General features: G+C 42.5%; 12 protein-coding genes. 6 read left to right on the forward strand and 6 right to left on the reverse strand.

The features are described 5' to 3' along the window. Positions 1-30: 30 nt before the first annotated feature. Positions 31-2772, reverse strand: coding sequence for a flagellar filament capping protein FliD (gene fliD, locus OUY18_RS02135; protein WP_268057064.1), 2742 nt, complete (start codon positions 2770-2772; stop codon positions 31-33). 231 nt (positions 2773-3003) lie between these two features. On the opposite strand from fliD, the gene OUY18_RS02140 reads away from it, so the two are divergent. The 3 genes from OUY18_RS02140 to OUY18_RS02150 all read left to right on the forward strand — a co-directional run bounded on the left by OUY18_RS02140 (position 3004) and on the right by OUY18_RS02150 (position 6163). Further along, the gene (locus tag OUY18_RS02140; protein ID WP_268057065.1) at positions 3004-4110 is read left to right on the forward strand and encodes an HD-GYP domain-containing protein; all 1107 of its coding nucleotides are present in this window, start codon (positions 3004-3006) and stop codon (positions 4108-4110) included. Between the two features lie 371 nt (positions 4111-4481). Beyond that, complete coding sequence (locus OUY18_RS02145; protein WP_268057066.1) at positions 4482-5684, forward strand: hypothetical protein; 1203 nt, start codon at positions 4482-4484, stop codon at positions 5682-5684. 14 nt (positions 5685-5698) lie between these two features. After that, positions 5699-6163 carry a hypothetical protein gene (locus OUY18_RS02150; RefSeq protein ID WP_268057067.1) on the forward strand — a complete coding sequence of 155 codons (465 nt, stop codon included), beginning with the start codon at positions 5699-5701 and terminating at the stop codon, positions 6161-6163. Between the two features lie 139 nt (positions 6164-6302). Here OUY18_RS02150 and OUY18_RS02155 read toward each other — a convergent pair whose 3' ends face one another. The 5 genes from OUY18_RS02155 to OUY18_RS02175 all read right to left on the reverse strand — a co-directional run bounded on the left by OUY18_RS02155 (position 6303) and on the right by OUY18_RS02175 (position 9942). Beyond that, positions 6303-6821, reverse strand: a complete 519-nt coding sequence (locus OUY18_RS02155; protein WP_268057068.1) for a chemotaxis protein CheW — start codon at positions 6819-6821, stop codon at positions 6303-6305. A 45-nt stretch (positions 6822-6866) separates the two neighbouring features. After that, the gene (locus OUY18_RS02160) at positions 6867-7505 is read right to left on the reverse strand and encodes a PilZ domain-containing protein (RefSeq protein ID WP_268057069.1); all 639 of its coding nucleotides are present in this window, start codon (positions 7503-7505) and stop codon (positions 6867-6869) included. Between the two features lie 49 nt (positions 7506-7554). After that, positions 7555-7998: a chemotaxis protein CheW gene (locus tag OUY18_RS02165; protein ID WP_268057070.1), complete on the reverse strand. Its 444-nt coding sequence runs from the start codon at positions 7996-7998 to the stop codon at positions 7555-7557. A gap of 209 nt (positions 7999-8207) precedes the next feature. Beyond that, positions 8208-8525 carry an EscU/YscU/HrcU family type III secretion system export apparatus switch protein gene (locus OUY18_RS02170; RefSeq protein ID WP_268057071.1) on the reverse strand — a complete coding sequence of 106 codons (318 nt, stop codon included), beginning with the start codon at positions 8523-8525 and terminating at the stop codon, positions 8208-8210. Beyond that, positions 8512-9942 carry a hypothetical protein gene (locus OUY18_RS02175; protein WP_268057072.1) on the reverse strand — a complete coding sequence of 477 codons (1431 nt, stop codon included), beginning with the start codon at positions 9940-9942 and terminating at the stop codon, positions 8512-8514. The genes OUY18_RS02170 and OUY18_RS02175 overlap by 14 nt, the downstream gene beginning before the upstream one ends. 91 nt (positions 9943-10033) lie before the next feature. Here OUY18_RS02175 and OUY18_RS02180 point away from each other — a divergent pair, with 91 nt between their 5' ends. Genes OUY18_RS02180 through OUY18_RS02190 form a run of 3 tightly spaced genes read left to right on the forward strand, consistent with a single transcriptional unit; the run spans position 10034 to position 14011 of the window. Continuing rightward, positions 10034-12124 (forward strand): chemotaxis protein CheA, encoded by a 2091-nt coding sequence (locus tag OUY18_RS02180; RefSeq protein ID WP_268057073.1) that lies wholly within the window; start codon positions 10034-10036, stop codon positions 12122-12124. A 38-nt stretch (positions 12125-12162) separates the two neighbouring features. Continuing rightward, a complete protein-coding gene (locus OUY18_RS02185; protein WP_268057074.1) occupies positions 12163-12969 on the forward strand; it encodes a CheR family methyltransferase in 807 nt (268 codons plus the stop codon). Between the two features lie 7 nt (positions 12970-12976). Beyond that, positions 12977-14011 (forward strand): protein-glutamate methylesterase/protein-glutamine glutaminase, encoded by a 1035-nt coding sequence (locus OUY18_RS02190; RefSeq protein ID WP_268057075.1) that lies wholly within the window; start codon positions 12977-12979, stop codon positions 14009-14011. Positions 14012-14014: the final 3 nt, after the last annotated feature.

Here is a 14014-nt window from a genome sequence, read left to right on the forward strand (position 1 = left end):
GCTCCTCCTGAAGTTAAATTATCCGGAACATCATGAGGAAGTACCGAAATTCGTGAATATGCCCGACTGGGCATTCATTTGGCTGATGTACTGCTCCAGCTTGGTGAACTTTGAATAGTAACGATCCTGCTCATCCTTCAGCCGGGTCTGCAAATCCTTAATTGTTTTGGTATAATCGCTGATTTTCTGCGTCAGTGTACTGTTGTCGTATGTTGTGCTGTTGTCGAGGCCTGCTTTTGCAACCAGCAGTCCGCTTCCTCCGGTGGTTTTAATGTTATCATTAATAACACTCTGCATCTTGTACGCGACACCGTCGGAATCGGTAAACAGAGCGGCAACCTTATCGGGATCATTCGTCAGGGCGTTTTTCAGCTTCGTTTCGTCAACCGTTATCTGCCCGTTTCCGGAATAGTCATTTGCTTTCGTAGCAATACCGATTTCAAAGAGGGCCCCCTTAACGGAGTCTACCTGGTCGGTCATCGCTTTGCGAAGGTTCAGGCAAAGATTGCTCAGAAGGGGATCGCTGTTTAATATGCCAACCTTGGCCTTCTTTTCATATTCCGTAATCTGCGTTTCCGTCATTTGCGCTTTTTGATCGTCCGTCAGCGGCAGATACTTGTCGTTAGCGCTTTGGCGCTCATTGATTTTGGTGGTGCAAAGAGTAATGATGCTGTTGTAGTCATCAACAAAACTCTTAATCTTATCGTATAATTTATCCGTCTGGCTGTCTGCGGTAAACTTTATGGGTTTATCTGCTGAAACAGTCGTGTCCGTTGTAGAGAGCAATTCAAAATTGACCCCGTCAAGCGTAAATTTATTTTCCGATCTGGTGATTTCAATTGCGTTGTTCGCATTTCCGTCCAAGCTGACGGTCATCTTGGCATCCTGCCCTTTTGTCAGGCTATATGCAGAGCTGTTTTCGATATAATTCCCGTTCGTATCCTTTGTAGGCACAGTACCAAAGAGAGTGTCAGCAAGGTTACATTTGTCGTCTATATTTTTAATATCCACACGGCTGGCACTACCGCCGTTCTTTGCTGCAACGCTGAAAGAGTCATTTACACTGGAATATGTAATATTCACGTTCGCATGCTGATCATTATTGATCGTCTTGAGAACCGTATCAATGGTATCCGTCTTTTTAAAGGTAAACTTCTGATCGTTAATGATAATGCCATATGTACCGTCAGCCGATGCTTGCAGCGGAGTGCTGAGGTTAGATTGGATATCTTCCAACGTTTTATTGGTGTTTATACGGTTGGTTTCACCGGCATATACCTTCAGAGCGCCGTTGGTGCCAAGAACGCCGGATTTGTCACAGGTATCCAGCGAAAGGACCGAAGTTCCAACAGCGACACCATTTTGTGTTGTATCCTTGTATGTTTCAAAAGACAATTTCCCGGAATTTATGGATACGTTTACTTTGCTAACAATGGCTCCACTCGCATCTTTTGCTGTTCCGAATTCCGCTGTCAGCTTTTTCTGTAAATATGCCTGAAGTTTTTCCGGAGTAGAATAGTCGTTGTCCGCAGAGTTCAAATCGCTTGCATCTAAGGTGATATATTTTTTCACACCGTCAAGAGAAAAAGTAAGAGTGGAACCTGCAAGCGTATCGCCCAAATAGCTGCTTACCAGCTTGCTGCGGTCGACTGTACCGGAATTTGATATGGTTCCATCCGTCTGCTTCAGGCCAAGACCCTGAAGCAGATTCTGGCTCCCGCCGGTAATGGAAAGCGCGTCGGATACACCATCTTTTGTCTTAAAAGTTACTGCACCAGTGTTATCTACAGTAACATCCAATTTATCATGTAAATCAGATAATTTTCCGCTTGCATCGGTATTACTCCGAATCGCTTCGCTTAATATTGCCTGAAGGGACTTTGCTGCTGTTGCGGGGTCGGAAGAAATTTGGGTGTCTTTAGGAATGGTAAGCGTGTAACTGGTAGTTCCTATTTTAATATCCAGCGTTGAACCCGCGGTCAGCGTGTTTTTAAAAAAGCAGTCTGTGTTTGCTTCAACAGGACTACTAATCGTATTGCCGGAATCACCCTTGTTCAGATTTAAACCGGAAAGAAGCGATTCCGTTCCGTCCGTAATACTAATCTTGCTGTCTGCGGTAAGGGTTACTTTATTGCTGTCTACACTGAATTGGACTTTGCCGGCCAGCCCGTCGGTTTTTGCAATCGCATCGTTTAAGGCGTCCGTAATTTTACTGACACTGTCGCCTGAATTGAAAACAACACTGCTGTCTAAAGTCAGTTTATAATCTTTGCCGCCATAATTGATCGTCATCGTGCTTCCTGCGATGTTGTTGGGGGACCAAGAAGTACTTAAGGCTCCTGTAGTAATCGCTTCATTGGAAGCTTTATGCATGGAAGTAAAACTCGCCTGCTGTGCCAGCTGAGATATTTTGGTTACCACCATATTTTTCGCAGCGTTTGCATTTCCGGTCACATTCAGGAAAGGGGATGAATTTTTAATGGCTGTGGAAGTAAAGAAACCGGGATTTAAAATGCTGCTGCCGCTTGTAGTCGTTGAAAAATATTTTGTCTGAAACTCCGTAAGCGCTTTTATTACTTCACGATAGGACGATTGCTGCCATTGCGCAATTTGTTTGCTCTGGGCTTGTTTATCTATTTTATTTTGTGTTCCAGCTGAAAGCTGTTTAACCAGAGAATCCGTATCCAATCCGGAAACAAGACCACTCAAACGCTTATTTGAAGACGTTGTGGTAGCGCTTGTAGACGTTGAACCTGTCTTAGAGACAATCATGGCTATGTACCTCCCTGACGAATAATATACTCGTTATAATGAAGCTCTTAATCATATATCGTACTGAAATGACAAAAAATTAAGTAAGTTATATTAAAAAACAATAAAACTGGAATAATTTATAGAATATGCTTTGACGAAATATGGATTTGTATGGTATGATATACAATAATAACTGCGAACGTATGAATGATTATATTTAAATTGGATGTAAAGGGGATGGTATGTGATATGGCCTTTGTTCCAATCAATAAGTTAAAACCCGGTATGATTTTAGACAGAGATATCTATCTATTTAATAATGTAACATCAAGAATTATCATGCTGCGATCCGGGCAGACATTATCAGAAGCTTATATTGAAAGGCTGCATGAGTTTGATATTCTTGGAGCGTATATTCATACCAATGAAGAAAAAGAAAAGATCCGCAACCCTTCACAGAGTATTCGGTATCCGATTAAAAAGGAGCTAAGGCAGGAAGCGCTTTTAAGCGTACAGCAGGTTTATAAAATGTTTAACCAGGGCGCTCAAAAAATAAATGTGAGCAGCATTAACCAGACCATGAACATCTCCAAAAAATTGGTGAATTCTTTAAAATGTAATGTGGAAGCGAAAATTAGCATCGCAAATTTGAAATTATACGATGATTATACATATAACCATTCCCTCGGGGTTTCCATTTTGTCCATTGCAATCGGGTTGGAACTGGGGCTGAAAACACAGGACTTGTACGACCTTGGGCTATGCGCCCTTTTACACGATATTGGAAAGATGGCGGTTCCGATATCGATTATCGCCAAACCGGCCAAGCTGACAGAGGAAGAATTCAATATTGTTAAGCAGCATCCCGGAAAGGGTGCGCTGTTTTTTATCCAGCATCATTTGGCAAATAAGTCCATTTGTGAAGGAATCCTTACCCATCATGAAAAATATGACGGCACAGGGTATCCGAGAGGGCTGTCCGGAGAAGATATCCCCCTGTTTGGACGGATTATTTCCGTTGCGGATGTTTACGACGCATTGACTTCCGTCCGGCCGTATCGAAAGCCGTCGACGCCCGCGGAAGCCATAGAATATCTTATGGGGTCAAGCGGTATTGCGTTTGATCTCGCAATTGTCAAAGCTTTTTTAAATAAAGTTGCACCGTACCCAATCGGCTCCTGTGTGAAGCTGAGCAATGGCGAAGTCGCAATTATCGTAAAGCAGAATGATAATAATCCTACCCGTCCGATTGTGCGCCTTCTGAAACAGCCGGACGTTTTAATGGATTTATGTTTCCAGCGCGATACGCAGAATATTGTAATTGAAGATATCTGCAGTATCACCACGGAACTATAATAATGATGAAATGATGAATCGTAAGTGCGCCAGTTCGTGTAAAAAACTTGAATGGGCAATTTCCATCCAAGGCATTTACAAGGTCTGGAGTTAATGTGGAACAAATTTTTTGTAAGCTCAATACGTCCACGTTCATATGTGGTAATCATGGTAGCTCATGATGTTGCCTCCGTCGGAATGTTGCTTCGCAGCTTCATTCTACACGAAGGTTTCATTTTGAGCTATATTTTTGCTCATTTTATCTTGCACACTTCATTTTACAATCTGTAAAATATAAATATCAATATCTCTTCTAAAAAAACAGGTATACAATTCCCAAATAATATGCTAATATATAATTATTTGAAGGAAAAGAAAAAGAGGGTGAAAAGTTGAGCGCCATAAAAGTAAATTTGGACGGGCTCGACTCCAGCGCTATACAAATCAGAACAGTCGCCTTGACATTGGGCGATTTAAAATCATCGATGAACAGGGTGTTCTGCAGTATAGACCCGAAAATAAAGCGCAGAAGAAATATTAGCGGGTCGATTGCAGATATTCAAAAAGAGATGGAAATGCTGTATACTGAAATGAACGAGTTGGGCAGCTTCATTTCTTCTTCAAAAAGTCAGTATGCCAATACGGAAGCACGGCTTTTCCAGATGTCAAGCGATTATACAAACCGGTTCCACGAGATGATGGAATCCGCAAATGCCGAAGAAAACTGGCTGGAGCTCATCGGATACGCTGTAATCGGGAACGCAAAGGGTTTGGAAAGTTTTCTGAAACAAGCCGGAGACCTTATTGTAAACGTTGGTTCTAAAGTTATAAGCGGCGTTGAAGGCGTGGCTGTATCGTCCGTATGCAATTGTGTAGAAGGTTTTGCGAATGCCGGCTTCGGAGTTGCTGAATTTTTTCATTTGGTCCCGGATACGTCTGCAAGGTATGAATTCAAACATGACCTTGATGCGCTTCAAGCAGCGATAGCGGATCAATATGTATTGGATAAACAGTGGTATTATGGCGGGCGGGCTGTTGGAGATATCACGAGTTCCATCGTGGGTACAAAAATTGCTGCGAACGGTTTAATAGCAGTTGCCGCTGGACTCGTTGGAGAGGGAGTGGGCGCTGGTTTTACTGTCACTGGTGCAGGCGCAGTAGCAGGTGTTCCGGCAATGGTCGTTTCCGGCGCTGCTGCAGCAGTGGGAGCACTTGAAGTCGCTGCAGGGCTATCCGTATCCGCTGTTTCGATTAAAAACTTTAGAGATGACTTTTCCAAGTTTCAGAAGGAAGGGCAGGCAAATGGAGCTTCTAAATCTGAAAATACAAGGCACGGAGATCAACGTTTAAAGGAGAGAGGATTTACTGATGAGAAAGTAAATGATCTCATTAATAATTATTCTCAGAAAGTTTATCAAGAAGGAGGAAAAACGGTTTATGCAAAGAAAAATGGAAATTATTATGATGTTATAATTACAAATGCAGACGGTGAAATAATAACTGCAGTCGGTGGAAATAGTAAATCTTTAAGAACATGGAAGGATGTTACTAGAATGTTAAATAATAATGGCGGATATAGTACATTGCCATATTAGAGAGGAGAAAGTCATTGGCATTTATTACAAATATAGAAAAAAATTTAAAATTAGAAATAAGTTTAAAAAAGAATAGTATGTTTGATTACAATCCGCAAAGAAGTGACCATGAAAATTGGATTCCATTTATCCTTTGTTTAACTTTGCCCCAAAGATGTAGTATGATTGATGAAAGTGCTAACGCTACAATGACAATTTATGAAATTAAAAATTTAATTCATGGAGTTGAAGGTGTACTAGAACATTTGGACTGTCCAGAAAATTATGTTTATAATTTTTATAACAGTGAAGGATTTTTTGGATTAGAGCTAGAAGTAATTCCTGAAGATAATGTTGTTGAGATTAAATTATGGATAAATGTGGGAAATCAAACAAAAGGTGAAATTTTTGGATATGATGAGGGGGTGAGATTTGTTTCAGGCAAGAAAGAGTTAATTGATTTTCTGGTAGGAATTAAGCAAGAAATATTTTGGGATTAGTAACTTTTGAAAACTTTAAATGCGTAATGGCATACATGTACCTAACTATAAATTCAGATATTAGTAATCAGCAGTAACCAGCGAAAACAAATGAAAAAGGATGGGAAAGTTCAATCTCTCCCATCCTTTTTTAAGTAGGTTAATTCTGTTCGGCAGTTTCTGCCATTGTGCTGCTGACAAGCTCTATCTCGTTTTCATTCAGGATTTTGCTGGTATCCAAAAGCATAACTACCTTGTTTTCCACCTTGCCGATTCCGGTTAAATATGCATTCGTACGGTCCTTGGACATTTTCGGCGGGGGAGAGATATTGTCATCACCGATATTTGTAACCTCGTCAACCGAATCCACGATAAAACCAATATGGGTTTCATCGATTTTTGTTACAATGATGCAGGTGTGCTCGTCGTATTCCACTTCTTCTTTGCCAAAACGTAAGCGTACGTCGATAACAGGAATAATGTCGCCCCTCAGATTAATGACCCCTTTCGCATAATGAGGCGAATCGGGGACGGGTGTGATTTCCTGTTTGCCGATGATCTGGACTACATCGGCAATCGGAACGCCGAAGAGCTGTTTGTCGGTCCAGAACGTCAGGTATTTTCCTTTCATTTCATTCGTATCATTTTCTTCAACGATTAATCCTTTATCATTCTCCATTTTTATCACCCTATCATAAAAATTTTCGATATAATACTGTGAAGATTAAAGCAGACCCCTGGAAGATTTGATTTGCTCTCTTTGCAATTCAAAGAGATAGCGGCAAAGCAAGTCGAACTGATGCGTTGTATTATCAAGAAAGGAGCACCCGTAACCGTTCAGATGGGGGACTTCCTTTTCGCGCTCAACCTTGCAGCTGAATGGAATCTCATTCCCGTAAAGAGGAAAGGTAACGATGAAGGGCTGGTCAATTTCCAGCTTCCTCTCCGTGTTGATAAATAAGCCGCTTAAGCTTAAATCCGTAATCGTTACTTCAAATTCCGGCGTATCGATTTCCTCGGTTGTTTCGGTCGGCAATAAACAGGCCTTCGCTTTTTTGGTAACCTTTAACCGGAAGAAGCTTCTTCTCTCAAAATCAATCAAATTCTGGATATTGGTAATTTGCATTAATTCGGAAGTGGAAAGAAAAACCCGCCCGACCAAAACTTTAAAACCTACAGTATTATTATAAACGTTTATTTTTACCGGTGTGTTGCAATGAACAATCGGAAGCACATCGAAGTCATTGCAGATCTGAATGGCTCCATGCAGAATGTCGCTGATTGACCCGGTAGTAAGCAATTCATTTGAAATCGTCTTTATTTCACACGGCGAATGAAGATACTGCGTAGGTATGGGGAACATATTGAAAATACCTCCAAAAAACTAGTGTCCGATGATGCGCATAAAAACGTTAATTTTCCGGTATCTGATCATCGTCTTCGTCAGCGAGGATTCTTTCAATATCCAGTATCATGACGGCATTCTCGTTCAGTGTTGCAATCCCTTTTACAAAACTATTGGTTGTATCTTTCGACAGCCTGGGGGTGTCGCTGATTTGATTTTTCGCGATATTCGTTACATCGTTGACGCTGTCGACAATCAGCCCCACGCTTAAATCGTTGACTTCCGCCACAATGATGCTCGTATGATCGTCATATTCCCGCTTTTCTTTATTGAACTTCAATCTTACGTCTACCAATGGAACGATTTTCCCTCTTAAATTAATCACGCCGATGATAAAGGGCGGTATTTTCGGAACAAACGTGATCGGCTGCATGCGGATAATTTCAACTACCTCGCTGCTTGGGATAGCAAACAGCTGTCCATCAATAAAAAAAGTTAAATATTTTTCCATAGATACAGTTTCAACTTGTGTGTTATTTTTAACTAAAATGTCTTCTGCCATATATCATTCACCATTTCTACCGTTGCCGTTTCGGTAAGATATTTTGCTCCGACAATACCGGCCTTATTTTGTCGGCGCCAGAAAACGAAAAAAACCGCTATAAATATATATCGGCTTTTTTTCAAATAATTAAAGGAAGTTCAAAATAAAAATTTCTTTTATTTTGAATTTTCATCTGTTTTTAATATAGGAATATCCTTTTTCTCCGTTTTGTCAATGGAATAATCTAAAAAATAAACATAGATATCCACAATCGCCTGATAAAGCTCCGGCGGAATTTCCGCTCCGACTTTCAACTGGGAAAGCAGGGAAGCCAGCGAATCGTCATGATAAACAGGCACGTCGCTGTCCTGCGCGACTTCAATAATTTTTTCCGCAATATAGCCGGAGCCGGAAGCGACCACAACAGGCGCACTGTGGGAAGAATCCTGCGCATATTTCAGGGCCGCGGCATGATTATGATCAAACTGTGACATCGATGACATTCTTCCTTTCGTAAACCTTCCTTAAAATCTGCTTTTCCGTACCGGCGCTTTTGCCTGTAACGAGTTCAATGCTCTGCGCCGTCAGGCCGTTCCGGGTAAAGATATCTCCTATTTTTTCGCTGATGGCCCGCCTGTCTTTTTCCAGCGAGGGGGGGCAGTTCAGCTGAATGTCCGCCTTGCCGTTGCTGAAGGAAACAGCGGCTTCAAAATACCCCAGCTTTTTAATATCAAAAGTCAGGTAAAGATGAATGGGCGCGCCGCCTGCTTCCGCATTTCCTTTGCCGGATTTCTTCTTTTCATTTTCTTTTTCAATCCAGATCTCCGTGAACATAAACTGTCCGTTGTAATTGATCGGTAGAAAAATATGGTTGAAAGGCATGTAAACGCTGTTATCCAGCAGAAGGGAGGTCAAAGTATCCCTGTAAAGGGATTGGGTTACGCCGGAACTGCTTTGCTTCATATTTTCCGACAGTACTTTCATTAAGGAATCGAAAAGCGGATTTGCCGGTTTCTGCGAAGCCTCTGTTACCGTTTTCAGGAACATGGACTTCAATTCATTCATTTTCGGTTCCGGCAGATTCAATTCATATTTGCAATAATCCAGCAGAGCCGTGAAAGTTTCCACCACTTCCTGATGAGAGCTTATGTTCAGGCGGGCGAGATTATGTACCAGCAGCGTAATGGTGTCTCTTGCCGTTCCGTAGTCATTTGAAGCCGTTATATACTTGCTTAAAAGCGGAATAATTTTTTCCTTTAAAACGGAGAGGTTTAAATCCAGACCTTTTACAGGCTGGTCCGTTATGACTTCTTCTGTCAGCTCCTTAAGCTGTTTGCTGTACGAATTCGGGATTTGATGGGAAAGGGTGTCCAGCTCCTTTGCGATTGTCTGTGTGGTGTCGGCGGTAGAGAAATATCCGTCATACGCTTTCAGAAAATCGGAGATGGCTTGCTCCAGATTCCGGTCGCCCGGGTATTCGTTTAATGTATTCCGAAGAACGTCAAAAATGGAGCCGGTGAATTTTGTCCGGTTATTGCTCTGAAAAGTCAGGTTCTTCAGAATATCCGCGGATTCCATTTTCATAGCCGCGGTAAGCTCTTTCATGAAAAGGGCGGCGGATCGGTTATCATGAACATTTTCCGGCCGGCTGAAGGCTTCAAAGGTGAATTTTTGCAGCGTTTCAGACAAAGCGGGCGTTTGGTTCAGCTGCTCTAAAAATTTACTGAAAACCGAATTGCGATTTAACAGAAATTCAAAGCGCGCGTTTGTGTCGCCCTGCTTATCGGTATTGGGCTGAACAACCTTCGAAGGGTCGATTGGCGTCATTGGCCCCGGTTGTTTTGTGATGGGAATTTTATTTATGTTTTCATTATTTGTTACAGGCGGGGTAATTCTTAGGTTGTCGGGCATAAAAACACCTCAAAAATAAAATTTGGCATTAATTTTATTAAATTTGTTACGATATATAAATTATAAAGTATATTTAGGCGGTGAAATTATCATGGATAACAATATGGAATCTATGTTGGAAGTTTATTTATTTGAAGCAAACGACTTGCTCGAGCATCTCGACGAAATTTTAATTAACTGCGAAAAGGCGAATTCCTTCGATACAGACAGCATCAACGAAATTTTTCGGATCATGCATACCATTAAGGGTTCCTCTGCTATGATGCAGTTCAACAGCCTTACCACGATTTCTCATAAGGTGGAGGATTTGTTCTACTATGTACGTGAAAACGGAATCAACGAGAAATACAATGAAGAGCTTTTTGACCTGATGTTCCGGTCGAGTGATTTCATTAAAGATGAAATCGCAAAGGTGGAAAACAATGAGCCGCTTACTACAGATATCGGCACTTTTGAGCAGGAAATTAATGATTTTCTTAAAAAGATTTCAGAAGGCGAATCAAACGAAGGCGGGGCTGCGCCGGCAAAGAAGCCGGAAGCAAAACAGGCTGAACCGCAGGCCCAGGCCAAGCCGGCATCCGCGCCGGAGCCGGAACTTCCGAAACAGACGCAGGCTGCCGCGGAGCCCGGCAAATTTGATCCGGAATATCCGTATTCCGTCCGTGTCTATTTTGATGAAGAAACGGAAATGGAGAACCTCCGTGCCGTTATCCTGATCAACGCAATAAAAGATATTTACCAGTACGTGAAATACCTGCCGGAGGATATTGAAACGAATCCGGCCAGCGCAGACGAAATCATCAAAAACGGCTTCCTGATTTTCTTCCGCGACGAGCAGGGGTTAAAGAGCGTTTTAAAAATTATAGAAAATTTTGTTTATACGAAAAATTATACTGTAATTGGAAAGCAGGATAATCCAACAGAAGAAAAATCCGGTGAGAAAAACGGGAGCGAACAGGATACGCAAAACACGCCGCAGACGCAAAACACAGCGCATCCGGTTATTAAGCAGAATCTTATCAATGTGAATCTTTCGAAACTCGACAATCTGATGGATCTCATGGGCGAAATCGTTATAACGGAATCCATGGTTACCACCTCGCCGGCCGGACAGAGCGCCGCAGTGGATAATAATTTCACTAAAGCTTCCAGGCAGCTTCGAAAACTCACGGACGAGCTTCAGGAAATCGTTATGTCGATCCGCATGGTTCCGATTTCGGGCGTATTCCAAAAGATGAACCGTATTGTTCGCGATATGAGCAAGAAACTGGATAAGGATGTCCAGCTAGTTATGGTCGGTGAGGAAACCGAGGTTGACAAAACGATTATCGACAATATCGGCGACCCGATTATGCACGTCGTGCGCAACTCGATGGACCACGGCATTGAAACCAAGGAAGAGCGCGCCCAAACGAAGAAATCGCCGAAGGGGACCATAACGCTGTCGGCTCAGAACACAGGCGGGGAAATTTTAATTTCCATAACGGACGACGGAAAGGGAATTGACCGGAAGGCTGTTCTTCAAAAGGCGAAGAAGCAGGGCCTGCTGAAAAAGCCGGAATCGGAATATTCCTCAAGAGAAGTCAATAACCTCCTTCTGATGCCCGGTTTTTCAACCAACGAAGTCGTAACGGAATATTCCGGCAGAGGGGTCGGCATGGATGTTGTTAAGAAAAATGTCGAAAAGGTCGGAGGAGACGTTTCCATTGAAAGCGAGTTCGGGAAGGGCACCAAGATTCTCTTTAAAATCCCACTTACACTCGCAATTGTAAACGGTATGAAGATATCCGTCGGCGAGACGGTGTTTACCATCCCGATCAATAATATCCGGCAGTCGTTTAAAGTTGATCAGAGTGCCATCCATTATGACACGGATATGAATGAGATTATCATGGTTCGAAACCAGTATTATCCGGTCGTTCGCCTGCATAAGGAGTTCGGGATTGCGTCGGAGATTACGGATATCAGCAGCGGAATCGTCATATTAGTGGAAACCCATGAAAAAGCATACTGCATTTTTGCAGACGCTCTTCTGGGCGAGCAGCAGGTTGTTGTAAAATCCCTTCCGTTATACCTTAATAAATATAATGTTAAGGAAACCGGAATTACCGGTTGCGCAATCCTCGGCGACGGCAGCATCAGCCTGATTCTCGATATCCTCAACCTTTACAATAACAATTAATCATCCTTGCCGCGAAGGATAAAACACGGAGGAAAACGATGATACGTCTGACGGATAAAGAATTTAACGATATCGTAACGTTCATAAAAGACAATTACGGAATTAACCTGACTAAAAAAAGGCAGTTAATCGAATCCAGAATGCAGGTTGTTTTAACAAACAGAGGCTTAACGAATTTTACCGATTATTTTAATCTCGTGAAACAGAACAAATCGGATGAAATTACGGCAATGCTGAATAAGCTGACGACAAATCATACATATTTCTACAGGGAGCCCGCCCATTTCGAATTCATGAAAAATGTTTTCCTCCCGATGCAGGAAAAAACAAATACCCGAAAAGAGCTTCGTATCTGGAGCGCCGGCTGCTCTTCCGGGGAAGAAGCCTACACGACCATTATGACAATGATGGAATATTTTGGCTTAAAAAGAACAAGCTGGGATTATCGGATTCTTGCAACGGATATTTCCTTAAAAGCAATGGAAGCGGCAAAAAACGGGCTTTACGGCGCGGAATCTTTAAAAGAGCTTCCCAAAACGTGGGAAATGAGGTATTTTAATAAGCAGGGGAACGATTATTATGAATTGAAGGATGAAGTTCGGAATCAGGTGATTTTCAAACGCCTGAACCTTATGGAGCCATTTCCATACCAAAAGCCTTTTGATTTGATTTTTTGCAGGAATGTAATGATCTATTTTGATCAGCCTACGAAAAACGCATTGATTAATAAATTCTATGATGCCTTGAAGCCGGGCGGCTATCTGTTTATTGGGCATTCTGAAACGGTCCAGAGGGACACATCCGAGTTCATATATGTTGAACCATCAATCTATCGGAAAGGATAAGTTTTAGATGGCGATAAATAAAAGAGTAAGAGTTTTAATTGTGGATGATTCGCTTTTTTTTCGCACGGCATTGCAGAAAGCGCTTCTGAACAATCCGCATATCGAAATTATCGGAACCGCAGGCAGTGCGGCTGAAGCCGAAAAAAAAATAAAAGAACTGTCTCCGGATGTCGTTACAATGGATGTGGAAATGCCGGATATGAGAGGAACAGACTTTCTAAAAAAGCTGATCCCCACGAATCCGGTGCCGGTCGTTCTTGTAAGCTCGCTTGATATTGGAATTTTTGAGGCGTTAAGCGCAGGCGCGGTCGATTTTGTTCAAAAACCGAATTTGAAAAGCAGCGATGATTTTACGGTTTTTTGTAAGGAACTCAGCACGAAAATAAAAATAGCTTCCTCTGCAAAGGTAAAGAAAGCCCCGGCAGCGCCGGTCATTTCTTTGCCTTTACCGACGCTCTCCAAAAGTGCGATGAGCGAACACATCATTGCAATCGGAGCGTCCACGGGGGGAACAGAGGCTACCGTTGAAATTTTAAAACAGCTCCCGGCGGATATTCCCGGTATTCTGATTGTACAGCATATGCCGGTTGGCTTTACGAAAATGTATGCGGACAGACTCAATAAATTATGTAAATTTGCCGTCGCGGAAGCGCAGAACGGTGATCGGGTGAAACAGGGACAGGCGCTGGTTGCCGCCGGCGACAAGCACATGACTTTGGAAAAGGACTACAAGGGTTACTACGTAAAGTGCGCCGCAGGCGAAAAAGTCAGCGGCCATTGTCCTTCGGTGGACGTAATGTTTCGCTCCGTTGCCAAAACCGCGGGAAAGGACGCCATGGGCGTTATTCTGACCGGTATGGGCCGGGACGGCGCAAGCGGCCTGCTTGAAATGCGCAATAACGGTTCGTTTACCATCGGCCAGGATAAACAGACCTGTGTCGTTTATGGCATGCCTATGGTTGCTTACGATATTGGCGCCGTTGTAAAACAGGCGCCAATTCATGCAATTGCGGGAATTATTATTCAAAAATTAAATAAATGACTA

The organism is Caproiciproducens galactitolivorans (genome assembly GCF_026672255.1).
GTDB lineage: Bacteria > Bacillota > Clostridia > Oscillospirales > Acutalibacteraceae > Caproiciproducens > Caproiciproducens galactitolivorans_A.